General features: G+C 41.2%; 24 protein-coding genes. 19 read left to right on the forward strand and 5 right to left on the reverse strand.

Features of this window, described 5'->3' with window-relative positions; genetic code table 11:
- Positions 1-35 precede the first annotated feature (35 nt).
- The 4 genes from IEU71_RS04030 (at position 36) to IEU71_RS04045 (ending at position 7,229) form a co-directional block, all read left to right on the forward strand.
- A complete protein-coding gene (locus IEU71_RS04030) occupies positions 36-2,183 on the forward strand; it encodes an AAA family ATPase (protein WP_004910967.1) in 2,148 nt (715 codons plus the stop codon).
- A gap of 231 nt (positions 2,184-2,414) precedes the next feature.
- Complete coding sequence (locus IEU71_RS04035; RefSeq protein WP_158082475.1) at positions 2,415-5,219, forward strand: BspA family leucine-rich repeat surface protein; 2,805 nt, start codon at positions 2,415-2,417, stop codon at positions 5,217-5,219.
- An 83-nt stretch (positions 5,220-5,302) separates the two neighbouring features.
- Positions 5,303-6,322: a nucleoid-associated protein gene (locus IEU71_RS04040; protein WP_004910971.1), complete on the forward strand. Its 1,020-nt coding sequence runs from the start codon at positions 5,303-5,305 to the stop codon at positions 6,320-6,322.
- On the forward strand, positions 6,294-7,229 hold the full coding sequence (locus IEU71_RS04045; RefSeq protein WP_004910974.1) for a DUF1810 family protein: 936 nt from the start codon (positions 6,294-6,296) through the stop codon (positions 7,227-7,229). The genes IEU71_RS04040 and IEU71_RS04045 overlap by 29 nt, the downstream gene beginning before the upstream one ends.
- Before the next feature lie 10 nt (positions 7,230-7,239).
- Here IEU71_RS04045 and IEU71_RS04050 read toward each other — a convergent pair whose 3' ends face one another.
- Complete coding sequence (locus IEU71_RS04050) at positions 7,240-8,604, reverse strand: aminotransferase-like domain-containing protein (RefSeq protein ID WP_004910977.1); 1,365 nt, start codon at positions 8,602-8,604, stop codon at positions 7,240-7,242.
- A gap of 116 nt (positions 8,605-8,720) precedes the next feature.
- Here IEU71_RS04050 and IEU71_RS04055 point away from each other — a divergent pair, with 116 nt between their 5' ends.
- The gene (locus tag IEU71_RS04055) at positions 8,721-9,659 is read left to right on the forward strand and encodes a multidrug resistance efflux transporter family protein (protein ID WP_036066440.1); all 939 of its coding nucleotides are present in this window, start codon (positions 8,721-8,723) and stop codon (positions 9,657-9,659) included.
- A gap of 32 nt (positions 9,660-9,691) precedes the next feature.
- Here the strand turns inward: IEU71_RS04055 and IEU71_RS04060 are convergent, their stop codons facing one another.
- From IEU71_RS04060 to IEU71_RS04070, 3 genes are all read right to left on the reverse strand, one after another.
- Positions 9,692-11,122, reverse strand: coding sequence for an aspartate ammonia-lyase (locus IEU71_RS04060; RefSeq protein ID WP_004910981.1), 1,431 nt, complete (start codon positions 11,120-11,122; stop codon positions 9,692-9,694).
- Between the two features lie 95 nt (positions 11,123-11,217).
- Complete coding sequence (gene rpiA / locus IEU71_RS04065) at positions 11,218-11,904, reverse strand: ribose-5-phosphate isomerase RpiA (protein ID WP_004910982.1); 687 nt, start codon at positions 11,902-11,904, stop codon at positions 11,218-11,220.
- Complete coding sequence (locus IEU71_RS04070) at positions 11,901-12,182, reverse strand: GNAT family N-acetyltransferase (RefSeq protein ID WP_004910985.1); 282 nt, start codon at positions 12,180-12,182, stop codon at positions 11,901-11,903. Before IEU71_RS04070 ends, rpiA begins: the two co-directional genes overlap by 4 nt.
- 120 nt (positions 12,183-12,302) lie before the next feature.
- Between IEU71_RS04070 and IEU71_RS04075 the strand changes: the two genes are divergently transcribed.
- From IEU71_RS04075 to IEU71_RS04120, 11 genes are all read left to right on the forward strand, one after another.
- On the forward strand, positions 12,303-12,845 hold the full coding sequence (locus IEU71_RS04075; RefSeq protein ID WP_004910989.1) for a dCTP deaminase/dUTPase family protein: 543 nt from the start codon (positions 12,303-12,305) through the stop codon (positions 12,843-12,845).
- Entirely contained in the window at positions 12,845-13,045 is a 201-nt protein-coding gene (locus tag IEU71_RS10165) for an NUDIX hydrolase (RefSeq protein ID WP_004910991.1), read from the forward strand. The genes IEU71_RS04075 and IEU71_RS10165 overlap by 1 nt, the downstream gene beginning before the upstream one ends.
- A complete protein-coding gene (locus IEU71_RS10170) occupies positions 13,046-13,306 on the forward strand; it encodes an NUDIX hydrolase (RefSeq protein ID WP_004910993.1) in 261 nt (86 codons plus the stop codon). It abuts the gene before it with no gap.
- A 16-nt stretch (positions 13,307-13,322) separates the two neighbouring features.
- On the forward strand, positions 13,323-14,183 hold the full coding sequence (locus tag IEU71_RS04085) for a metallophosphoesterase family protein (protein ID WP_036068143.1): 861 nt from the start codon (positions 13,323-13,325) through the stop codon (positions 14,181-14,183).
- A 2-nt stretch (positions 14,184-14,185) separates the two neighbouring features.
- On the forward strand, positions 14,186-15,553 hold the full coding sequence (gene radA / locus IEU71_RS04090; RefSeq protein ID WP_080519300.1) for a DNA repair protein RadA: 1,368 nt from the start codon (positions 14,186-14,188) through the stop codon (positions 15,551-15,553).
- Positions 15,554-15,925: 372 nt separating this feature from the next.
- Positions 15,926-16,801, forward strand: a complete 876-nt coding sequence (locus IEU71_RS04095) for a hypothetical protein (protein WP_004911007.1) — start codon at positions 15,926-15,928, stop codon at positions 16,799-16,801.
- Positions 16,802-16,815: 14 nt separating this feature from the next.
- Positions 16,816-16,995: a hypothetical protein gene (locus IEU71_RS04100; protein ID WP_004911012.1), complete on the forward strand. Its 180-nt coding sequence runs from the start codon at positions 16,816-16,818 to the stop codon at positions 16,993-16,995.
- Between the two features lie 68 nt (positions 16,996-17,063).
- Positions 17,064-17,249, forward strand: coding sequence for a hypothetical protein (locus IEU71_RS04105; protein ID WP_004911016.1), 186 nt, complete (start codon positions 17,064-17,066; stop codon positions 17,247-17,249).
- 268 nt (positions 17,250-17,517) lie between these two features.
- A complete protein-coding gene (locus IEU71_RS04110; RefSeq protein WP_036066453.1) occupies positions 17,518-18,066 on the forward strand; it encodes a hypothetical protein in 549 nt (182 codons plus the stop codon).
- Positions 18,067-18,081: 15 nt separating this feature from the next.
- The gene (locus IEU71_RS04115) at positions 18,082-18,267 is read left to right on the forward strand and encodes a hypothetical protein (protein WP_004911023.1); all 186 of its coding nucleotides are present in this window, start codon (positions 18,082-18,084) and stop codon (positions 18,265-18,267) included.
- 123 nt (positions 18,268-18,390) lie between these two features.
- Positions 18,391-18,561 (forward strand): hypothetical protein, encoded by a 171-nt coding sequence (locus tag IEU71_RS04120; protein WP_004911024.1) that lies wholly within the window; start codon positions 18,391-18,393, stop codon positions 18,559-18,561.
- A gap of 47 nt (positions 18,562-18,608) precedes the next feature.
- On the opposite strand, the gene IEU71_RS04125 is transcribed toward IEU71_RS04120, so the two are convergent.
- Positions 18,609-19,847 (reverse strand): YhgE/Pip domain-containing protein, encoded by a 1,239-nt coding sequence (locus IEU71_RS04125; RefSeq protein WP_004911028.1) that lies wholly within the window; start codon positions 19,845-19,847, stop codon positions 18,609-18,611.
- Positions 19,848-19,977: 130 nt separating this feature from the next.
- On the opposite strand from IEU71_RS04125, the gene IEU71_RS04130 reads away from it, so the two are divergent.
- The 3 genes from IEU71_RS04130 (at position 19,978) to cysS (ending at position 23,678) form a co-directional block, all read left to right on the forward strand.
- Entirely contained in the window at positions 19,978-20,565 is a 588-nt protein-coding gene (locus IEU71_RS04130) for a TetR/AcrR family transcriptional regulator (protein ID WP_004911031.1), read from the forward strand.
- Between the two features lie 97 nt (positions 20,566-20,662).
- Positions 20,663-22,159, forward strand: coding sequence for a glutamate--tRNA ligase (gene gltX, locus IEU71_RS04135; RefSeq protein ID WP_004911032.1), 1,497 nt, complete (start codon positions 20,663-20,665; stop codon positions 22,157-22,159).
- 109 nt (positions 22,160-22,268) lie between these two features.
- A complete protein-coding gene (gene cysS / locus IEU71_RS04140; protein WP_004911035.1) occupies positions 22,269-23,678 on the forward strand; it encodes a cysteine--tRNA ligase in 1,410 nt (469 codons plus the stop codon).
- Positions 23,679-24,089 lie beyond the last annotated feature (411 nt).

The following is a 24,089-nucleotide window of genomic DNA, read 5'->3' on the forward strand; positions in this document are numbered from 1 at the left end:
GCACAAGCACGTAGATAAAAAGGGGAATTTAAACTATGGCTAACAATAATTTTTTCAATGATCCATTCGGATCAGATATGAATGACATTTTTAACAACATGATGGGCAATATGAACGGTATGAATTCGGAAAATCGTCGTTATTTGATTAACGGTCGCGAAGTCACACCAGAGGAATTTGCGCAATATCGCCAAAGTGGTCAGTTACCACAAGGTAGTCAGCAAGCCGGCCAAGTGGCTGGTAATGGTCGCCCAATGGCACAACAACCGGGACAAGTTAAGCAAGAAGGCATGTTGGCAAAGCTTGGTCGTAATTTGACGCAAGAAGCACGTGATGGCTTGCTTGATCCAGTGATTGGTCGTAACAAAGAAATTCAAGAAACAGCAGAAATTCTAGGTCGTCGTACCAAGAATAACCCTGTGTTAGTTGGTGATGCCGGTGTTGGTAAGACGGCGGTCGTTGAAGGCTTGGCACAAGCGATTGTCAATGGGGATGTCCCAGCAGCCATTAAAGATAAGGAAATTTATAGCATTGATATTTCTAGCTTGGAAGCTGGCACACAATTCCGTGGCGCTTTTGAGGAAAATATCCAAAACTTGATGAAAGAAGTCAAGACAGCAGGTAACATCATCTTGTTCTTTGATGAAATTCATCAAATCTTAGGCGCTGGTTCAACTGGTGGCGAAGATGGTGGTAAGGGATTGGCTGATATTATCAAGCCTGCCTTGAGTCGTGGTGAAATTTCATTAATTGGTGCCACAACACAAGATGAGTACCGTAACACAATCATGAAAAACGCTGCCTTGGCACGTCGTTTCAACGAAGTAACGGTTAATGCACCAAGTCCAAAGGACACGCTTGAGATTTTGAAGGGTATTGCTAAGTTATACGAGAAGCACCACCATGTCTCATTGCCAGAAGATGTCTTAAAAGCAGCGGTTGATTATGCGGTTCAGTATATTCCACAACGGTCATTACCTGATAAGGCGATTGATTTGTTGGATATGACAGCAGCACATTTGTCAGCGAAGAATCCAGTGACAGACAAAGTCAGCCTAGAAAAGCAAATGACTGATGTTAAAGCAAAGCAAGAAAAGGCAGTTAGTGATGAAGATTATGAAGCAGCCTTGAAATATAAGAACCAAATTGCTGATTTGGAGAAGAAAATCAATAGTGCTGAAGATGCTACAAAAGTTGTGGCAACGCCAAATGATGTTGCGGAATCAGTTGAACGTTTGACTGGTATTCCCGTTGCACAAATGGGTGCTTCAGATATTGAACGCTTGAAGACAATTGGTGATCGCTTGGCTGGTAAAGTCATTGGTCAAGATGAAGCTGTTAACATGGTTGCTAAGGCAATTCGCCGTAATCGTGCAGGATTTGATGAAGGTAATCGTCCAATTGGTTCGTTCTTGTTTGTTGGACCAACTGGTGTTGGTAAGACTGAACTTGCTAAGCAGTTAGCGTTGGATATGTTCGGTAGCAAGGAAAACATTGTCCGTCTGGATATGAGTGAGTATTCTGACTTGACGGCCGTATCAAAGTTGATTGGTACGACAGCAGGATATGTTGGTTATGACGACAACAGCAACACCTTAACAGAAAAAGTACGTCGTAATCCTTACTCAATTGTCTTACTAGACGAAATTGAAAAGGCTAATCCGCAAGTTTTGACCTTACTATTGCAAGTGATGGATGATGGTCGCTTGACTGATGGTCAAGGTAATGTGGTTAACTTTAAGAACACAGTCATTATTGCTACATCAAACGCCGGCTTCGGTCATGGCGCAGCAGGTGACGAAGAAGACTTGATGAAGAAGTTGGCACCTTACTTCCGCCCTGAATTCTTGAACCGTTTCAATGGTGTGATTGAGTTTAGCGCTTTGACAAAGGCGGACTTGAAGCAAATTGTTGACTTGATGTTAGATGATGTGAACAAGACATTGGCTAAGAAAGACTTGACATTGCAAGTATCTGAAGCAGTCAAGAATCATCTGATTGAAGATGGTTATGACGAAGCAATGGGTGCACGTCCACTACGTCGTGTCATTGAGCAACAAATTCGTGACCAAGTAACCGATTTCTACTTGGATAACCCCGGTGAAAAGGCTTTGAGCGCTGACTTAGTTGACGGCAAGGTAGTCATCTCAGCAGTGGTTGCAAAGACACCAGTAACTGAATAATAGTTGTTAAATGATTGAACCAGTTCATCTATTGATGAGCTGGTTTTTTTGTGTGATTTGTTCACAAAATGGTCATCTTTTGTTCAAGGTAGCTTCACCCCCCCACTTTATACTAAATGATGACGATAAAACTGGGAGTATGCTGCATGAAAAAATATGTTAGAAAAGCCATCTTAATTAACGATAACTTTGCTACTGGTTAGCGCAAGTCCTGTACAAATGGTAGCCGCTGTGGCTGCCGAACAATCTAATCTGAAATCAGCAACACACGATAAGACAAAAAAGGCTGCATTGCTGGATAAAGTTTTTAAAATGCCAAAAAGACAGTCTGAGGTTAATACCTCGGCTGATACTGATAAGGCACCAGTTGAAGTTCAGCCAGAACCAAAGGCTGACCCTGTGCCAGAACCAGATAAGCCGGTTGTAGCGCAAAAAGAAAAAATAAGTGAACCGACGTTAGCACCACAGTTAAAAGCAACTGAGACGATCACAGGGACTTATGGGACATCACCATACACGCTGGACCCAGATACCGGCATTTTGGAGTTTGGAGCGGGAACGTTGGCAGCGGGTGAAATTATGTATGCTGCCGAGTTCGCAGGCTATGTCTCAATGATTAAGGAAATAAAATTCTTATCAGGTGCTAAGCTACCTTCAAATAGTAGTCAGATGTTTTGCTATTTATCCAATTTAGAAAAGTTTGATAGCGCGAATCTTGATACATCAGATGTGACGACAATGCTCCGAATGTTTTATGGTTCACAAGCACCGACGCTAGATTTGAGTAGTTTTGATACGAGTGCGGTGACTGGTATGAGTGATATGTTTAGTTATTCAGCGGCAACAACGTTAGATTTGAGTAGTTTTGATACGAGTGCGGTGACTGATATGAGTGATATGTTTTCTGGTTCAAAAGCGACGACGCTAGATTTGAGTAGTTTTGATACGAGTGCAGTCACTGACATGAGTCATATGTTTTATGAATCAGCCGCAACAACGCTAGACGTGAGTAGTTTTGATACGAGTGCAGTGACTAATATGAGATATATGTTTAGTGGTTCAAAAGCGACGACGCTAGATTTGAGTAGTTTTGATACGAGTGCGGTGACTGATATGAGTGATATGTTTAATTATTCGAACGCAACGACGATTGACATCAGTAGCTTTGATACAAGTCTAGTGACCGACATGAGCTATATGTTTTATCAATCACAAGTTTTGACGCTGGATTTAAGTCATTTTACGTTCAACTCAGAATGCGACGTTGACAACATGCTATATATGTATAATCGTAGCTTATGGAAGCTAACACTTGGCGCGAACCAAACATTTGATGGTGCAGCCAATATTCTGGATCCAATTGTGGGTTCGACTATTCCGGGAGCTGGTAGTGATTACGTGAGTGGCAATCGCTGGCAAATTGTTGGTGAGGGGACTGACCATGCGCCCACTGGTGCCTTGATTTCCGGTGGTGACATTCCAAGTGACAGTCGTGCAGTTACAACAACGTACGTTTGGCAACCTCGCGAAAAGTGGCGTGGTGTTAATGGTAATTCACCGTGGTATTTGAATCCAGATGATGGTGTTTTGACCTTTTACAAGTCTGAAGACGACTCGCCCACGGTGCTGGCTGAGGGGGTTTATGAGAACTTGAATGCGACTTTTGGGTGGGGTTCAGATTTACCACAGTTAGTCACTGCTATTAGATTTGAAGATGATGTTGCAGCGCCAGTGGATTCAAGCTATTTGTTCTCGGATTTGGAGAACTTACAATCATTTGATGATACGAATCTCGATACTGGTAATGTTGAGGATATGAGTGGCATGTTTGCTTTCGCATCACAGTTAAGTACGCTTGATTTGAGTCACTTCAACACTGATAAGGTTGAGAATATGGATACGATGTTTGGTGGATTGTCTAGTTTGACAGCGCTGAATATTGAAAGTTTTAACACGAGTAATGTAACAAACATGAGCTACATGTTTGCAGACGCGTCACTGAGTAGCCTTGATTTGAGTCATTTCAATACTGATAAGGTTGAGAATATGTCATGTATGTTTCTAATGATGCCTAACTTGACGGCATTAGATTTGTCTAGCTTTAATGCCAGCAATGTCACAGATATGTTTGGTATGTTTGCCTTGAACGGCCTGAAGCACTTAGACTTGTCACATTTCGATACGGCACGTGTTGAGAATATGCAAGTCATGTTTGTGGGTGCGTCACTGGAAACATTAGACACTAGTTCATTTGACTTATCTGGGTTAAAAGAAGTGAACCCTGAAGCGGGTGGAATCGGCGTTACCTCGCCGGTTGCGTTCATGTTTAGCTCATGGCAAGCGTTGGACCCTGAATCTGATCAAGAAAGCAACCTTTGGCAGGTTAAGCTTGGCGAACAGACAGTATTCCCAGAGGACCCCGGATTTGACGCAGCACCAGCGGCTGGCACAACGATTCCTAGCACAAGTTACGTCACGAATGACGCGGCTTGGCAGATTGTTGGTAACGGCACTGTCTTGAATCCAAAAGGTGACAAGGTTTCTACCACTGAAATGTGGGACGATGCGGTTCGACCGGTAACGTATGTTTGGGCCAACAAGAATCAAGCTTCGCCAAGTATTGTATCAGTTGATGACCTTAATTTTGGCACGTTAGCAGCCAGTGACTTCTTTAATGGCAATAGCCCTCTGGCAACCAACATGACAACTGGTTCAGTAGCCTTAGAAGATTTAGACAACAGTACAACGTATAATGTTACCGTGGCGCAAACAAGCGACTGGACAACTGATGGTGAATCAGCTACGATTGCTAATTCAGATTTGAAGATTAAATATGGCGCTAATGATTTATCCACGGGAGCTTGCAGTTTCTGGTCGGGCACATCAGCGACCGCAACCAAGAATATTCTATTTAACCATGATGATACCAAAAACTTCAGCATTTGGTTGAACCCTAATGCTGTCTTGTCGACTAATTTATTAGGCAAACAACTAGAATCAGAATTAACATGGACGTTAAGTGACACGCCAGAGTGATAACAGCAATGAGTGAAAATGGTACAATGAAGAAAATAGATAAAGGACTTTTTGCGTGTTAACCACGCACAACAGACATTACGATGATTATTCAACATGCCATTTTGCATATTTTAGATACGAACACAGGTAGTTTAATTGCTTCCCAAGCGGAAATGAACGTTGATAACGCTGGTGTTCATGATTATATTGACAAGATTGTCGCCAAGGTCATGCAAGGTGATATCAAGACAGGTCATCTCACCGCCGACAATTATCTCAAAAAAAGTTTGGCACAAGATAATTTTGCGACCATGACCACGCAACTCGCTGCTAAATTATTTGACACAATGGCCGGGAGTGAAGCAATTCACCCCGGCGATTTGTTGAGTTTTCAAGCGACGATGGACGAAGGGCCAGTATTTGGGTTGATAAAGTTGGATTTTGCACCACGTTATGCACATGCTGTCGAATACGAAGACGACAAAATGGTGAATAACTTGGTGCTAAATCAAGCTGTTTTGCCCGCTGCGACGCAAACGGTCAGTGAAGCAATATTGGTTGATTTAAACGATGATAGTTATCAACTGCTAGAAAAGAAATACCTCATTGATGGTCACCGCGTGCCGTATTTTTCCGAAAAATTCCTCGAAATAAAACCGGACGTTTCGGTAAAAGAGAATATTCAAACGATTAAGCGCACAGTTAAAAATATCGCTGAAAAATACGACGAACCAGAGCATGAAGCGCTCGCTATCACACAAACCGTGATCCACGATAGTATTGAGGCGACTGGTGAAATTGACACTGACAAAATTGCTGAAAAAGTTTTCACCAATAATATCAGCGCGAAGCAAGAATACACTGAAAAGGCAATTCCAAAGACTGTTGCTGTCCCCAACACGACCAAATACGAAAAAAAGTATCGCGTCCAAAAGTTTAAATTGGATTCCGGTATTGAATTATCTATTCCGATTGATATTTATCAAGATCATAGTAAAGTAGAATTTGTCAATAACGCGGATGGTACGATGTCGTTGGTGCTCAAAGACATTGCGTCCATCGTCAACAAGTTCAGCGTTCAAGGAGAAAAATATGCCCTATCAAGATTCCTATATTGCTAAAATACGTGAAAAAGTTGGTCATGACTTTGAATTGGTGACGGCCACTACTGACACCGTCATTGAAAATCAAAAAGGCGAGCTATTGATGGTCTTTAATCGTGATTTCAATGCGTGGGCTTTCCCCGGTGGCTACGTTGAGCCAGAAATGTCGTGGCAGGAAAATGCAGCGCGTGAATCACTTGAAGAAGGTGGTATCGTCGCGGACCCACAACAATTACAACTGATAGGAACAGTATCAGGACGCCACTACATTGCCCATTATCCTAATGGTGACCGGACGAAACTCTACACAACGGTTTATTTGTTAACATCATGGGATGATGAGTTATCTCAAATTGATGACACTGAAATCGACGCTAAGCGTTGGATGTCACCGAAAACAATTGCCCACACACCACTAACGTTTTCTGGGGACGCTGTTTTTAGAGTGTATCAGCAATACAAAGCAACCGGTCAAGCGCAAACATTGACGGTTGATAGTATCCTACAACGTTTTCTTGACGCCCAAAATGGTGAAATCATTGGCGTGAATTCCTATCAAGACGCACTTCAAGAATTAACCAATGGTCAAAAACAAACCCATTGGATGTGGTTTGTGCTACCACAATTAAAAGGTTTGGGTAGCAGCGCGCGTGCAATGTACTATGGTATTGATGGCGAACAAGAAGCCAACGATTATCTTGCTGATGACACATTACGTGAGCGTTTAGAAACGATTGTCACGACCACACTGAATTTGCCTGACTCTGATCCGGTGGCATTATTTGGTGAAGTCGATGCGCAAAAATTCCAAGCAAGTTTGACATTGTTTGGTAAAGTCGCTGACAATTCTGAACTGTACCAACGTGCATTGGTGAAATACTTCAACGGACGCTTACATGAGCCAACGTTAGCACTGTTAAAATAAAAACGCCTGCTTACCTAATGATAGGTTTCAGGCGTAACAGTATTTGCTGCAGTTGCGCTGTATCGCTAATGCCAGCAATTGCAATTCTGACAAAATAATCCCTGTGCGACCGCCAGCCACCAGCTTGAAATTGGGGGCTCAACAGCACATGGATTTTTTGTTGCGCCAAATCGTCTTTAACTTTTCCAATTTCCAACTTAGGATTAATTTTGACCCATTGAAAAGGACTGTTAGGGGCGCTGAGATCAAATATTTCACGAAAAACAGCAACATGACGTTCTATTTGCTCACGTTGATAATGGATTAAAGGTTCAATAAGATGATGTTCAATCAGATAGCGGATAATTTCAAAGTCTAGCGTCGGTTCTTGCAAATTTAAATTAGTAAATGAATGGCGCAATTGTCGATCAAATTGCTGGTCATACAAGAGAAAGGCGACGCGCAAACCGGGCGCAACAATTTTAGAAAAGCTAGTGATATAAACTGTGTTTTGCGGTGCTAAATCAATTATGGCAGGCAATTTTTGTGTATCTAAATGTCTCAAATAGTCATCTTCAATGATAATAAAATCATGTTGCCTACTCAATCTTGCTAACTGTTGACGCCGAATCAGTGGCATGGAACGATTGGTTGGATTGGATAAAAATGGCATGACGTAAACACCGTTAATTTTTTGATTGGTGAGTAAATGTTCGAGTGCAACGAGATCCATGCCATCTTGATTTTGCGCAATTGCCAGCAGTTTGATATGCAATGTTTTCGCTAATTCAATGAAATTAGAATAGGTGTATTCATCGACGACGATTGTGTCATAAGGTTTGAACAAGCCAGACAAGATGACTGCTAAGCCACTCTGCCCGCCGCCGGTAATCAAGGTTGATTGATTCTTGTTCATGGGCACCTGTAAATAATCAAACCACTGCTGACAAATTTGGTGGTATTGTTGGTCGTCAAAAGCGTTGGTAGAGTAGCGTGACAAAGTTGCTAATGTGACGTGTGACATAGCTAGTTTGATAGTGCTTTCTGCAAGACTATTAGGCGTGTGTCCCATATTGAGACTACCCAAATCGCTGATGTGTGATGCGTTATTTTGTGCTTGAATTGTATTATCGCGCACACCATTAGGCGATACAAAAGTACCACGACCTTTTTCTGAGTAGAGTAGTCCTTGTTTGATTGCCAATTCATAAGCATGTGTGACAGTTGTGAAATGAATGTCTAAAAAATAGGACAGTTCTCGTTGGGAAGGTAGCTGTTTATAGGGTGGCAATATGCCGTTTTCAATGTCGTTTTGAATATTTTGATACAGCGATTGGTAAAGCGGTGGTTGCAAAGGCAATTTGCTGGGGACCCAAGATAAGTCATCATCAACCATAGTTGTTCTCCTAATTATCTGTGATTATTAAATATTATAAGGCATACAATATTTTTATTGTATGCCTTTGTATTTACTGGTAACTTGTTAGTAATCAGAAAAAGGCGGGTTTATGTATGAAAATAAGTGTTAAAGCAATTCTCATCGGTGTGCTATCTGCCTTCTTTTTCTCATTGACCTTTATTTTCAATGAAATCATTGCGAATAAGAACGGTTTTTGGCTATGGTCTGCGTCCCTGCGATTTTTATGGATGGTGCCCATGATGGCTGTTATTTTAGTACCACTCGGTGGGTCATTTAAGCACGTGAAGCAAGCAATCAGTCGGCAACCGGTGTCATGGTGGGTGTGGAGTCATTTTTGTTTTGTGCTGTTTTATGTGCCATTATGTTTAGCAAGCGCATACTTGCCGGGCTGGTTGGTGGCAAGCGTCTGGCAAAGCACAATTGTTTGTGGTGTTTTGACGACCCCATTGCTCAACTTACGTGTTAGAGGGAAGACAACAAGACCAAAAGTTCCTTTTCCGTGGCAAAGTTTGCCTTGGATGGGGTTTATTTTGGCTGGTGTGTTGATGACGGTCATGCAATACATGGGGACAATTCATATCACTGGGCATATCTACTTAGCCTTGTTGGCGATTCTTGTTGGGGCGATTTGTTATCCTTTGGGAAATCGTCAAGTCATGGTGGTAGCGCCCAAAACGAGTGGAATTGAGCGAATCTGGGGGATGTTAATTTGTACAACACCGACGTGGCTATTGCTTGCTGGGATTAGTTTTGTTGTCAACGGCACCCCTAGCAGCAAAACGGTTATGGCAACTTTTCTGGTTGCGCTCTCTTCAGGTGTTATTGCTACGGCACTCTTTTTCCACGCAACCTCAATGGTTTTTAAGAACATCAAATCATTAGCCAAAGTTGAAGCAACACAAGCGATGGAATTAGTGTTTTCAATCATTTTAAGTGTGATTGTTTTACATCATCCGTTCTCGTTTGGCTGGCAATTTTGGGGCGTTTTGGTGATTATTGTCGGTATTGTTGGGATTAGTTTGCGCGATTAAAAAAAGTAGTCGTCTGACTACTTTGGGTTTGACTATGCTTTAGCTTTGGGGGCATGCAACACAAGACCATGCTCTGGTGTTCGAGCGTTGATGACAATGTCTTCAACCTTGAAGATATGTGCCAGTTCATCTTCACTGAATACACCTTTATTTTCAGCGATCTGGCGCAACGATTTGCCAGTACGTAGGGATTCTTTGGCAATTTTAGCAGCTTCTTGATAGCCAATAATTGGGGCCATTGCGGTTGCAAAACTAGCTGACAAATCAATATCCTGTGACAAACGTGATTTGTTAATGGTGATACCGTCAACCGCATTGATACGTAGTGTATCCATTGCACGGGTCAAATGTTCAATGCCTGCAATCAGACTTTTGAAGATAATGGGCTCAAAAGCGTTGAGCTCAAGCTGTCCAGCCTCCGCCGCTGCTGTGATGGTGGCGTCAAAGCCAATCATTTCAAAAGCGACTTGGTTGACTACTTCTGGAATGACGGGGTTAACTTTACCGGGCATGATGGAAGAACCGGCTTGTTTAGCGGGTAGATTGATTTCATGGAGACCAGAACGTGGACCGGAACTAATGAGTCTTAGATCATTTGACATTTTTGATAGGTTGACCGCCAGTGACTTAAGAGCACCTGATAGCGCCACAAAGCTATCTAAATTAGAGGTGGCGTCAAATAAATCATGTGCCTGTGTCAAGGGCAAGTTGGTGATACTAGCAAGGTTTGGGACGATGTGGACTTGATAGTGATAGATGACATTGATTCCTGAACCAATGGCCGAGCCACCCATATTAAGCATATATAGCGCATCGCGAGCGGTGGTGAGCCGTGTTATATCACGACGTAGGGGCTTGAGCCATGCGTGAAAACTATTACCCAACGTCATTGGCACGGCGTCTTGCAGTTGCGTGCGCCCCATTTTGTAAGTTGTAGAGAACGTGTCAGCTTTGTTGCCAAGAGCGTCAACTAGGGATTCTAATGAGTCAAGCAATGGCGCCATCAAACGAATCAAGGCAATTTTACCAGCGCTTGGATAAGTATCGTTGGTACTTTGACCCATATTAATATGATCATTGGGATTAATGCGTTGATAGTCGCCACGGGCGCGACCAATTTGTTCTAATGCAATGTTGGCAATCACTTCATTGACATTCATATTGGTGCTTGTACCAGCACCACCTTGAATGTCACTAATGGGAAACATACGAGAATCAATTGGTTGCTTGAGGAGTAATTTAGTTGCACTGACAATGTGCTTGGCAATTGAACGATCCAAATTACCTGACGTGGCGTTTGTTTGGGCAGCTGCTTGCTTAATTTCCAGAAAGGCGCGAATAATTTCTGGGTGAGTGACATTATCTGAAATCGGGAAATTATTCAAAGCTCGCTGGGTATGAACACCAAAGTAGACATCTTTTGGCAGTTCGATCTGACCAAGTGAATCTGATTCTGTACGCATGTTGGTTCTCCTTGCAGGTTATGAGAATATTTTACCGCACAAATCGAGTATACCAATTATCTATGTTATGTTTTATGACATCAAAAAAAGGCCCCTCAAGGTGCCTTAATAATTTCAACGTTATTCTCATGACCAATCACAATTTGATTGACGACATCGGTGAACAAACCGTGTTCAACAACACCAACCATACCAATAAGTTCTTCACCCAAAGCCCTTGGGTCTTCAATGACTGGTAAATGTAAATCAATTAAGAAGTTTGCCGAATCGGTGCGGACAGGATTACCATTTTGGTCTAATCGCCAAGTTGGGTGGAATCCATCTGCGGTAAAGCGCTTGAACAATTGTTCAGAACCATAAGGAATGACTTCCACGGGTAAATATTGTTCGAGTTTTGGGACACGTTTGGTTTGGTCAATGACCCAGATGTTTTCACGTGAATTGAAAGCGACAATTTTTTCCCATAGGAGAGCAGCTCCGCCACCTTTAATGGCTGAAAAGTCGTCGGCAACTTGGTCGGCACCATCAATCGTCAAATCAATTTTGTCGACATCGTCAACATTATACATGGGAATGCCTAGTTTAGCCGCATTACGACGCGTTTTCTCGGAAGTTGGGACGCCAACAATTTTGAGATTTTCGTTGGCAACACGTTCACCCAATGCTGTGATAACGTGGGCAATGGTCGAACCAGAGCCAATGCCGACCACCATACCATCTTGAACAAATTCAGCGGCACGTCGGCCAGCAATAATCTTTTGCAAATCTTGTGTTGAACTCATGACTTGTATTCAATCTCCTGATAAATGTCGGGATTGCGGAAAAACAAAGCGCGTGCGTATGAGCAGACGGGTTTCACTGTTTGACCGTTTGCTTGTGCTTCATGAACGACAGTATCGACTAACTGACGTGCGACACCTTGACCACGTAGTGATGGGTCAACGATTGTCGAGTTGAGTGACAAGGTTTTGCCATCATTAATTGTGGTATAAAGCACTTCTGCAATTGTTTTGCCGTCTTTTTCCAAAAAATAACGACCATTTTCATGTTGAAAGTCCATAATGATTTCCTCTGTCTACATTATAACAATAGAAGAGCAGTTAAGTGACAAAAATGCTGTCTAAAATTTGACCGAAATAACGTATAATGAAATATAAACAATTAATGAGGTATTTGAAAGATGACACGTGGTTTTGAAATAGTAAGTCAATACGCTAATGCTGGTTTAAATTTGCCTAAGCGAAGCACAACACAAGCAGCTGGATATGATTTTGAAGCATCAGCAGACGTTACCTTGCCAAGCGTTTTGAGTAATCCTTTTTTTAAGGGACTCAACATTTTATCCCTTGGTAAACTAAAAGGTATTCGTGATGATGCCGATTTACAAGACCTTTTAAAGCCTGTTTTGGTACCAACGGGTATTAAAGCATATATGGCTGAAAGTGAGTATTTGCAGCTTGTGTCACGTTCTAGCGGTCCAATCAAAAAGCGTATCATGATGCCAAATGCAATTGGTATTGTGGACGCTGACTACTATAATAATGATGCTAATGAAGGTGAAATTTTCTTCCAGTTCATTAACTTTGGCATTAAAGATGTTCACATCAAAAAAGGCGAACGTATTGGTCAAGGAATTTTCTTACCGTATCTGCTGGCTGATGGGGACGATCAAGTTGCTAAACAACAACGACAAGGCGGATTTGGGTCAACGGGTCAAAATTAATGGCAGATGAGGCGACAGATATTGTTTGGCGAGGGGTTGAACACGATTTTAAGTTGCGCGTGACAGGCGCCTTTTTTAACAAACAGCATCAGGTGGCAGTTAATGTCGACATCGACAATCACTTTTCAGCCTTACCGGGTGGAAAAATTAAGTTTGGTGAGACAAGTCAGGTTGCTATTGTCAGAGAATTTGCTGAATAAATGGGCATTCACGTCCGACCGGTACGGTTGATTGCCGTCACGGAAAATCTGTTTGCTTTTCGTGGTAAGCAGACTAATGAAATTAATTTTACTTGGCTAGTTGAACAAGCTGATCAGACTAAATTATTTGCTAAAGATGCGTGGGAGCAAACTGTAACATGGCGTGACACCAATGATTTAGCTGACTTTAAGCCAACAGCATTGCAGCCGTTTATACGTGAATTGCCTACTACGCCAATCCACCTCATGAATCAAGATTAGGAGAGCAATTCATCACATGCAACAAAAGATAGGTGTTTTAGCAGATGTTCATGGTAATTTAACAGCTTTAGAGGCTGCGATTGCTGATGCAAAAGCGAATGGGGTGACCGAGTTTTGGTCATTAGGCGATATTACAACGTTTGGGCCTGGCACGGTAGCGAGTTACCATTTGCTGCAACAGGAGAACACTACGGTTTTCTTACAAGGTAATTGGGAATCCACTTATTTTGAAATTGAAGCTGGCGAGCCAATAGATTTTGGTAATGCTAAGGATGTGGCCTTTTTGGCTTGGATGTCACGTGAATATGCGGCATTTAATCAGGCAGAGATTGATCAAATCAGGCGGTTGCCAATTAAGCGTCGTATTGAACGTGCAGGGCTAAAAATTGACCTCATGCATAATCAGCCCAATAAGAATTACGGTAGTGATTTATCGCCCGACGCACCACAAGCCAACTTTGATAGAGTATTTCAAGGTAGTGATGCGGACATGGCAATACATGCACATGTTCATGCTCAAATTATGCGCAGTGACAACATTGTTTATGAACCGTATCGGATGCACCGTATTTTGAATACTGGGACAGTGGGGCAATCATATCAACTGACTCAAAAAGGTATGATTGCACAGTATTTGTTATTGACATTAGACGATATTGTTGGTGTGGCGAGCGCTGATTTTCGACGGGTCAATTATGATACATCACTTGAAATAGCCCGTGCCAAACAGGCTGACTGGCCATTTTCTGAGTCCTATATTCGCATGTTAAAAACAGGTCAATTTACACGTGATGTTGATAGTTTGGCGGCGGACAAACGTTTTCCAGAGTATCAAGCGCAAGCCCAGTCATTTTATCAACAGCTGAAAGGAGAATAACTATCGCTAAAGTTAAAACGCAATTTATATGTACCAATTGTGGGTTTGTATCAGCTCGTTATCTTGGGCGTTGCTCGAATTGTGGTGAGTGGGGGACATTAGTTGAAGAAAAAATTCAACCAGAAACCAATGATCGCAAGAGCCGTGTCAGCCTTGATGGTCGAACGGCCAAAGTTGAAAAAATTAACGAAGTGACTTCTGAGGCGACCCCACGGGTGGCAACGCAACTAAAGGAGTTAAATCGTGTCCTTGGTGGTGGTGTCGTACCGGGATCAATGGTACTGATTGGTGGCGATCCGGGTATTGGTAAATCAACGTTATTGCTACAAGTTTCAGGGCAATTGGCGCAAGCGGGTCGTGTTTTGTATGTAACCGGTGAAGAATCTGCGACCCAAGTTAAATTGCGTGCTGATCGTTTGGGCGTTGGGCATGACGAATTTTACCTTTATCCGGAAACGGATATGACGGCTATCAAAAAACAAATTGAAAGTTTACAGCCGGATTTTGTGGTGATTGATTCGGTTCAAACGATGCAAGAACCAGATATCACGTCTGCCATTGGCTCAGTCTCACAAATTCGTGAGGTGACAGCTGATTTGCTGCAAATCGCCAAGACTAATAATATTTCCATCTTTATCGTCGGTCATGTGACCAAAGATGGTGCTATTGCGGGACCCAAGATTTTGGAACACATGGTGGACACGGTATTATATTTTGAAGGTGATAGTCACTACAAATACCGTATTCTACGTGCTGTCAAAAACCGTTTTGGGGCGACTAACGAATTAGGTATTTTTGAAATGCGAGATGGCGGGCTAATTGAGGTTGCCAATCCTTCTGAAATTTTCCTTGAGGAGCGCTTGGCTGGTGCAACCGGATCGGCCATCGTGGTGGCATTAGAAGGATCACGCCCAATTTTGGTTGAGCTGCAAGCTTTGGTTACACCGACTGTATTTGGAAATGCGCAACGGACCGCGGCTGGATTAGATCGTAACCGTGTGTCACTTATTATGGCTGTACTTGAGAAACGTGCTAATTTGCTACTGCAAAATCAAGATGCCTATTTGAAGGCGGCTGGGGGTGTCAAACTTGATGAGCCAGCGATTGATTTGGCAATTGCAATTGCGATTGCGAGTTCTTACTATGATAAAGAGTCACAATCTAGTGATGTATTTATTGGTGAAATTGGTTTGACTGGTGAAGTGCGCAGTGTTGCTGATATTGAAGGGCGTTTAAAGGAAGCAAAAAAGCTTGGCTTCAAACGTGCAATTGTACCAAAAAACAATTTAAATGGGATTACCAAGCCACGTGACATTCAAATCGTTGGTGTCGCAACCTTGAGCGAAGCGCTTAAAATTGCGCTAGGGTAATATTTAAAAAGCCAGTTTAACTGGCTTTTTATTTTGTCAAAAAATGAGAATGATTGCACAAAAAAATATCAAAATAGTCGATGAAAATTCATAAAAGGCTGTAATAATGAAGTTTATGTTAAAGAAAAGAGAAGAAATATGACAGGAAAAATTGTGAATAAGGTAATGGAAAATGGGTGGTAGGTATGGTTAGTTAGTATTAAACACGAACTGTCTTCTAAATGATAGTGTGATGAAGACGTGATTTTCATTTGATGATTTTAGGAGTCGATTGAGTGAAAATATTGACGCAAATAGACAAGTTATTAGCTTACGATAAACGTGTATGTAGAACGTATGTAGAACTAAAGATTTCAAGGAGAAATGTTTATAATGAAAAAAATTATTACACTCATGATGTTGATAGTAACAGTTGTTGGTGCTTTTGTACCTATAGTGCCGGTATTAGCTGATGAAATAGGCAAACGTACTTATACAATGATTGATGGTCGAAGCATAACAATTAAAGACAGTGATATCGTAGATGCGACAGATGGTAGCAAAGGTGATCGAGCTGCGCTCGACTTAGATTCGAAAGAACGGACACTCATCATTAATGGCAAAACATTATTGATGCCTTTAGTGGATGGTAAATGGAATGAAATGAATAATTATTTATTTGATAGCGATACTGAAACATTAAAAGTAAATCAAAAGCCAACGGTTGGAGCTTCTATTAATGCTGTGACACCAGATCATCTGCAAACTAGTAACGGATGGTCTTGGCAAAGTGGTCATCAATCTGGAATTTGTGTTGCAGGATATAATTACCAAAATTCTTTGAAAATGTACGACAATATGTGTGCCGCGAGTTTTATTACCAATGCCACTGTTGCCATAGTTTCTCCTGGAGGGCTGATTGGTAAAATCCTTTCTGTTATTGGAATTAGTAATATCGACATTCTCGGAATCAACGCAATGAATGAAGAAATTGCTAAGTTAAAAAATGCCTATGATAAAACTACAGACAAAGGCTTCGGCACAGTAACAACTACTAAGAATGGCAAATTTTATGACTATTTTTACAATGATAGTTGGGGGACGCCACAATCGGCTTTGAGTAAACCTGACGGGTCAGATAATCGCACGCCAAACAATTGGCCGGGTGGGCTTAATGCAATGCACATGGACTTTTACTTAGGTTGGTCGTGTGACTATAATAGTGCCGGTCGTTGGGTGGGAGTAAATGGCAATAAAACAGCATACTAAAAGAGGAAAGCAGAATGTGGAAAAGTCTTAAAGGGATAGCAAAAAAAGTTAATTATCGAGATGGCGCGTGGTTTTTCTTTGGCTTTTCAATGGCCTCTTTTAGAATTGATGCAGTAGTCGGCTATTCATATCTATTTGTTTCAGTAATATTTGGATTGATATCTTTTGGAAAGACAGAGAATAAAGACAAATAAAAGACTGTAAGAATACAATAGTCGGATAAGCGTTAATGGCAATAAAAGGCATACTAAGGAGCAAGCTGATGTGGCATAAAATAAAAATGTTGTCACCTGGTACGAGCTATCGTGAAATGTCAGCCTTTTTTCTAGGACTCGCCGTTTCTGGCGCTTTTGTTGATATGCAGTGGGCGATTACGATGCTTTTGGGATCAGTAATATACGCTGTGTTGGCTAATTCTAAAGAAGCTAAGCAACGTAATGAAAAGTGAGGTTGATTAGATCAAAAACAAGACAACTTACTAAAAAAGGGACTAATATGTGGCAGAAATTTATGAACTGGCGAGAAACAGTAACTTTTACGTGATAGTGCATGGTGTATGTTTGGAATGGCAGTACCTGAGTTTTTAATAGATATACAAATGGCCTGCATGTTATTGTTTTTTCATTAGTGTTGGCCTTAAGAGCAAGGTCCGCTTATAAGAAAAAACAGCAAGGTGCAAAAAAGTATTGACTATCGTACTGATAGAGTGGGCACACATGAAAAAAACAGTCATCATATTAGTTACAATCACAATTTTGTTGATACCAATAACTCATAAAGTGTGTGGCGCTGTGGCAAACGATGCACTACCAAAACCACATGCTGTTGGTAAAGGAAATATGTACTATTTATCTTACGATGAGAGTGTTCGGTATGCTAAAAACTTTGATAATCATAGCCAAGGTGTCAACTTGTTTGGCATGGATTTGATACAACTCATAAATAATGTAAGTGGTGCTAATACGTTAAAGTATCGTGCTCAAATGGCCGTGGCAAATGGTTTTGGTGTTTGTTGGCGATCTGGTTCATGTACTAAAGGCGATAAATATTGGTATTGTAATGATTGTTGGCCCAATCCACAGGCAGCGTGCCATAAACCATCGATTCGTTTTCCAAAAAATGGCGTTTCAGTTGTCTGGGACAGCACAGTGCCACATTATAGTGTTTCAACGGCCTTTTATGGTGGGTGGTCATGCGAGATTACGCAGGCATCAACTATGGTGCTAAGTGGGCTGGCATTGGAAAAGGGCATAAGTAAGTATTAAACGAGGGACTTTAATATGAGACAATTAAAAACAGTTTTCCGTGACCGGTGGGTAAAATATTTTATTGTGGTGGTTCTAGTAGCAATCATCACGTTTTATTTTCCAAAGGCTACTGTGTCAGCATACTTCATGCTAATTATTATTGCTGGGGGTCTCTTAGCTAATTCCGACCGTGAACTCAATCAGGTAAAAAAAGATTAAATGATAGCAATAAAGCAGTAATTTCAAGACTTAAAGCTACTAAATATTAACGGGGAAAACAAAAATGAAATATACAAAAAATTTTTTTCAGGACGTTGGGGAATTTATTTTGCAGTCACCGTTGTGGCAATTATAGCAACATCATATTTCCATAATCTAATTTCTTTAGCAGAAGCTGCTATTTATGGTTGTGGTGGCTACCTCCTAGTTAATTCCGACCGTGAACTCAAGCAACTGAAACGCCAGCTTAAAGACAATGACGTTGCCAACAAAAACGTGACACATAATTTATAAATCAAAAAGGACCGCATTTCCATAAATGTGGTCCTTTTTTGCAACTTCTAAGCGACGTCGACAAGTGGGTTTTTATTCTTTTGAAATGCGACAATGATGAGATGAATTACTATTGTCACAACGCCAATGGCGAAAAGTTGAAGCCAGAGTGTTTCTGTGTGATTGCCACCGTACAAAATGTTGTAATCAGCGCGAATCGCATAAAAACAAGGTGAAATGTTACTCATGGCTTTGAAAAATTCAGGCAAAATCGGACGTGGAATTAAGCCAGCACCAGAGACAACTTGTGTCAGCATGAATGGCATATTGATCATAATGCCCAGCTGACCTAATATCAATGAGAAAATTAAGTTGACGTTTAAGGCTGCGAACAATTCTAGTGTGTGTGTGAACCATAGTTGCCAGTAGACGTTCGTGCTGAAATGAATCATGCTCTTGCTGAGGCCAACAATCAATAGAGGCGCAAACATGGCAATCATAACAATAGCGATTTCAGTGTAAACATATGACCTCCAACGACCAATTAATGGCGCAAATGATTTATATGCCATCACAATGAGCATGGCTGCAATCATTGAACCGATATAGAAAGATAGTGACATAAAGAAAGGTGCCATGCTGTGCTGCATGCCGGTTGGCACTTTGTTGACCTTCACAATATCATATTGGTATGATTTGGCAACATTAGCGTAGGTTTGGTTAATTTTTGCAGTTGCTACTTGCTGTGTTGCCTTGGCTTTTGCTAAAATAGCGTCCTTTTGAGTAGGATTTGCCGCAATCAAAGATTTTGTTTCGGTTTCTAATTGAGACAAGGTTGCTGCTGATAAGACGCCTTTACCTTGCTGAAGTAAAACATTCTTTTGTACCTTGGCACCAACTGATTTTGACACGGTTTCCATGGCGGAGACGGCAGTCGTTGGATTGGCATAGTTGATATAAAACTTTAATTTGGCTGTACTTTTACCATCTATTTTTTTCAAATCAGCATTGAAGTTTTTGGGAACGTTAATAATCAAATAAATTTTACGATTATTAAGTTGCGCTTTGGCGTCGGACAAACTGATATTTTTCTTGATATGTTTGAATGGCAAAGCGTCTTCTAATTGATGAGCGAGCTTTGTGCTATCTTTGTCTTGGCTAACGACGGCGACGGGTAATTGATCAATTTTACTGGGAACCGCTTTGTAGCCAGAAAAATAAATACCGACCATTAATAATCCGTAAAATAAAACGATGATGAGTGCGCCAATCACACCCTTGTTGAGCAGAAATTTTTTGAAATTCATGTGGCTCTCCTTTTTATTTGCTGACAACAGAATAGCACTATTATGTTTTGCATGCAAGTTCTTGCTTGCATTTATGAAGAACAGTCCTTTAAAATAGAAATATGATAATATAGCTAAGAAGAGGTGTGATATGACAACTAATCCAACATCAAAACAAGATTTGATTTTAAATGCTTTCATTACTTTGTTAATTCAGGGTGGCTATCAATCGGCAACTATCAATAAGACAGCCGAAGTGGCGGGTGTTAATCCCAGTACGATATTTCGTAAATTCACTGATAAAGAAGGATTGCTTTCAGCCGTTGTCGAGCGCCATTTGCACGACTTATCGACCATTTTTGATGGCATGGTTGTCATTGGCGACGTCGAAAAAGATTTGATTACGATGTCTAGAATTTATCAAGAATTTCAAGCCAATCATCAAGAGATTGTGTTAGTTGGGGTCCAAGAATCATTTAGAATGCCTGCAATGAGTCGAGCAGTTGAAGAAATACCCCTCCAATTCAAGCAAATGTTAAGAGAATATTTTACGGACATGCGTGCACAACACAAAATTAGTGACCAAGTCGATATTGAAGCAGCCACTATGAATATGATTTGGTTAAATTTTGGCTATTTTTTAGCAGCTATTCGTTTTGAAAATCCCGATTTGGTAACGCCACCGGAAGATTTTTATGACAAACAAATTCGTTTTTTTGCCAAAAGTTTAGCAGTATGACTAGCATTCGCTTCGTTATTGGAACTAGCTTACTGATTGTTGTATACTAGTAGCTAGACAAATCGTGATCACATCACAAATAGGAGATTGATAACACATGACAGAAGACATTCGTGTCCGCTATGCGCCGTCACCAACGGGACATTTACATATTGGTAACGCGAGAACTGCAATTTTCAACTGGCTTTTTGCGCGCCATTATAACGGCACATTCATTATTCGTATTGAAGATACAGATTCAGCACGTAACATTGCTGACGGTGAAAAATCACAGCTGGATAATCTAGCGTGGCTTGGTTTGGATTGGGACGAAAGTCCTGATAAGCCGGGAGAATATGGTCCTTATCGTCAATCAGAACGTAATGAACAGGGTGTTTATCAAGAATTTATTGATGCTTTACTAGCCAATGGGCAAGCTTACAAGTCATACAAAACCTCGGAACAATTAGCTGAAGAACGCGAAGCACAACAAGCTGCCAAACAAGCACCACATTATATTTATGAATATGAAGGATTGACTAACGAAGAACGCGAAGCTAAGTATGCTGAATTTGAGGCGCAAGGGCTTAAGCCGGTTGTGCGTTTCCGCGTACCAGAGGAAAAAGTTTTTGCGTGGGACGATATTGTTAAGGGTCACATTGAAATTGGTGCCAAGGAAGTCGGTGGCGATTGGGTCATTCAAAAAGCTGATGGCATGCCAACTTACAACTTTGCCGTGGTGGTAGATGATCATTTGATGAAGATATCTCATGTTTTGCGTGGTGATGATCACGTTTCCAATACACCAAAGCAAATGATGATTTACGATGCTTTAGGTTGGGACGTGCCAAAGTTTGGCCACATGGCATTGATTATCAATGGTGAGACGGGTAAAAAATTGTCAAAGCGTGATGAAAATGTTTTGCAATTTGTCGAACAATATAAAGAACTCGGGTACCAACCACAAGCAATGGTTAACTTTATTGGCTTATTGGGCTGGTCACCTAAGGGTGAGGACGAAATTTTCTCACTCGAAGAATTTAAAAATATGTTTGATGAGACACGCCTATCAAAAGCTAACGCTAAGTTTGACCAAAAGAAGTTGGAGTGGATTAACAACCAATGGATGCGTCGTGACACAGCTGCTGTTATGCCACAGTTAATTCAAGAACTAGTGAATGCTGACTTGATTTCTGAGTCGGATGCGCAACTCAAAAAAGATTGGTTAGCCGACGTTATTAAGATTGCTGGGGTTGATGGCATTTCCTATACACGTGAAATCGTTGCATTAGTGCGCAAACCTTTCTTTGAACTTGGCGACGTGACTGATGAAATGGTTGACTATTTGACTTCCGATGATGGTCGCAAAGTATTTGATGCTTGGGAAGCCGCATACACAGCTTTGCCAAACGATGCCACAGCAGAAGATTATATGGCAGCCATTCGTGGCATTCAAAATGATTTGGAAATTAAAGGTCGCAATTTGTGGAATCCAATTCGTATAGCCACAACCCACGAAATTCAAGGTCCAAACTTACCAGAAATGTTAGTAGTTTTGGATAAGAATACTGTTCTACAAACAATGGCTGACATTAAACAAAAATATTTGAACTAATAACAGGCGCCACGATGTGGCGCTTTTTGTTTGCAGTGCCTCATGAAAAGCCCCAAGCGTTTGACGAGTCCTGTATAATATAAGTAAATATGTTTACAGGAGACAATGTATGATTCAGGTATTCAACACTTTGACTCGCGAAAAAGAGGTGTTCAAGTCAATAACACCGGGCAAAATTAACATGTATGTTTGTGGACCAACAGTCTACAACTATATTCATATTGGTAACGCACGTTCTGCAATTGCCTTTGATACTGTGAGACGATATTTTGAGTATCGTGGATATGATGTGAATTATGTCTCTAATTTTACAGATGTTGATGATAAAATTATTAACCGCGCCCAAGAAGAGGGTATTTCAGAAATGGCAGTGGCTAATAAGTATGCTGATGCTTTTCATGAAGACACATTGCCACTTAATATCAAGCCTGCAACTGTTCGATCACGTGCTACCGAGGTGATTCCAGAAATTATTGCCTTTGTCCAAGACTTAGTCAATGAAGGCTATGCTTATGAAGTTGAAGGGGATGTTTATTTTCGTGCTAAAAAGTTCAAAGGTTATGGCATATTAGCACATCAAGATTTGGCCGAAATGGAAGCAAACGCCGCAGGGCGTCTCGATGATGAAGAAACGGCTCGTAAAGAAGATCCAATTGATTTTGCAGTTTGGAAAAGTCAGGAAAATCCAGACGTTATTTCATGGCCATCACCTTGGGGCAACGGACGACCAGGTTGGCATATTGAATGCTCAGTCATGGCACAAAAATATTTGTCAGATACCATCGATATTCATGGCGGTGGTATTGATTTGGCCTTTCCGCATCATACAAATGAAATTGCGCAATCTGAAGCGCATACGGGGCAAAGGTTTGTCAATTATTGGATGCATAATGGCTTTGTTAATGTTGATAACGAAAAAATGTCCAAGTCATTAGGCAATTTCACTACTTTGCATGACCTGTTGGCTAACTATGATGATCCAATGGCTATTCGTTATTTGCTTGCGACAACACAGTATCGACGACCAATTAATTATGCTGAAGAGACATTAGCGCAGGCGCGTGCGGAATTAGACCGTATTCGTACAGGGTACCGGAATCTTGAGTTCCGTTTGACATCAGCTATCTCAGGTCATGATAATGTGATAGATCAAGAAGTGAATAGACAACAGCAAGCATTTGAAACAGCGATGGATGACGACTTCAACGCCCAAAACGCAATTGCTGCTGTATTTGAACTTGTGACATTGGCTAATACTTATGCTGAGTCTGATACGGTTAAGCAATCGTCTGGTAATCAGCTACTAGAAACACTTCAGATGTTAATGCAGATATTTGGTGTGGATATTGTCGAAACACAGACTTCTTTAAACCCTGAACAGAAACAATTATTTGATGACAGAGCCAATGCTAGAAAATCACATGATTTCCAAAAATCAGATCAATTAAGAGATGAACTAAACGCTCAAGGGATTATCGTAGAGGATACGCCACAAGGACAGCGCTGGCATAAAGCATAACCCGACAAAATATCAAACAATAAAACCGATAACTTAGACTAAGAAACATATGTCAAAAGTTATCGGTTTTGTTTTTGACAATAAACTCTCTTTTGAAATATTAAGATAAGGTAAAGGGAGAGGTGAATGAAGCGAACGGGGGAGAGGGAAACGGGGAAGAAGTGAGGTAAAAAGCGAACGAAACGAGGGAAAAAAGGAGGCGGGGTAAGGAAAGGACAAACGGGGTAAAGTGGAGGTAAAAGAAAGGGAAAAAGGAGTTGACGAGGCGGGATAAAGTTGGTATATTAATATATGTTCTGACGGAGGCAAAAGCGAGTCAGGGCGAGCCGGAAGCTTGAGCGAGTCAACGAAGAAAGTAGTTGACAAGGCAAGAACAAGGTGATAAGATAATATAGTTGTCTCAAGGGGCAA

The organism is Leuconostoc falkenbergense, from assembly GCF_014634805.1.
Lineage (GTDB): Bacteria > Bacillota > Bacilli > Lactobacillales > Lactobacillaceae > Leuconostoc > Leuconostoc falkenbergense.

Bases quoted from the DNA above. Each gene is read 5' to 3' on its own strand.
- IEU71_RS04030 (WP_004910967.1), top strand. From the start codon at position 36: ATGGCTAACAATAATTTTTTCAATGATCCATTCGGATCAGATATGAAT.
- IEU71_RS04040 (WP_004910971.1), top strand. From the start codon at position 5,303: ATGATTATTCAACATGCCATTTTGCATATTTTAGATACGAACACAGGT.
- IEU71_RS04045 (WP_004910974.1), top strand. From the start codon at position 6,294: ATGCCCTATCAAGATTCCTATATTGCTAAAATACGTGAAAAAGTTGGT.
- IEU71_RS04050 (WP_004910977.1), bottom strand. From the start codon at position 8,604: ATGGTTGATGATGACTTATCTTGGGTCCCCAGCAAATTGCCTTTGCAA.
- IEU71_RS04055 (WP_036066440.1), top strand. From the start codon at position 8,721: ATGAAAATAAGTGTTAAAGCAATTCTCATCGGTGTGCTATCTGCCTTC.
- IEU71_RS04060 (WP_004910981.1), bottom strand. From the start codon at position 11,122: ATGCGTACAGAATCAGATTCACTTGGTCAGATCGAACTGCCAAAAGAT.
- rpiA (WP_004910982.1), bottom strand. From the start codon at position 11,904: ATGAGTTCAACACAAGATTTGCAAAAGATTATTGCTGGCCGACGTGCC.
- IEU71_RS04070 (WP_004910985.1), bottom strand. From the start codon at position 12,182: ATGGACTTTCAACATGAAAATGGTCGTTATTTTTTGGAAAAAGACGGC.
- IEU71_RS04075 (WP_004910989.1), top strand. From the start codon at position 12,303: ATGACACGTGGTTTTGAAATAGTAAGTCAATACGCTAATGCTGGTTTA.
- IEU71_RS10165 (WP_004910991.1), top strand. From the start codon at position 12,845: ATGGCAGATGAGGCGACAGATATTGTTTGGCGAGGGGTTGAACACGAT.
- IEU71_RS10170 (WP_004910993.1), top strand. From the start codon at position 13,046: ATGGGCATTCACGTCCGACCGGTACGGTTGATTGCCGTCACGGAAAAT.
- IEU71_RS04085 (WP_036068143.1), top strand. From the start codon at position 13,323: ATGCAACAAAAGATAGGTGTTTTAGCAGATGTTCATGGTAATTTAACA.
- IEU71_RS04095 (WP_004911007.1), top strand. From the start codon at position 15,926: ATGAAAAAAATTATTACACTCATGATGTTGATAGTAACAGTTGTTGGT.
- IEU71_RS04100 (WP_004911012.1), top strand. From the start codon at position 16,816: ATGTGGAAAAGTCTTAAAGGGATAGCAAAAAAAGTTAATTATCGAGAT.
- IEU71_RS04105 (WP_004911016.1), top strand. From the start codon at position 17,064: ATGTGGCATAAAATAAAAATGTTGTCACCTGGTACGAGCTATCGTGAA.
- IEU71_RS04110 (WP_036066453.1), top strand. From the start codon at position 17,518: ATGAAAAAAACAGTCATCATATTAGTTACAATCACAATTTTGTTGATA.
- IEU71_RS04115 (WP_004911023.1), top strand. From the start codon at position 18,082: ATGAGACAATTAAAAACAGTTTTCCGTGACCGGTGGGTAAAATATTTT.
- IEU71_RS04125 (WP_004911028.1), bottom strand. From the start codon at position 19,847: ATGAATTTCAAAAAATTTCTGCTCAACAAGGGTGTGATTGGCGCACTC.
- IEU71_RS04130 (WP_004911031.1), top strand. From the start codon at position 19,978: ATGACAACTAATCCAACATCAAAACAAGATTTGATTTTAAATGCTTTC.
- gltX (WP_004911032.1), top strand. From the start codon at position 20,663: ATGACAGAAGACATTCGTGTCCGCTATGCGCCGTCACCAACGGGACAT.
- cysS (WP_004911035.1), top strand. From the start codon at position 22,269: ATGATTCAGGTATTCAACACTTTGACTCGCGAAAAAGAGGTGTTCAAG.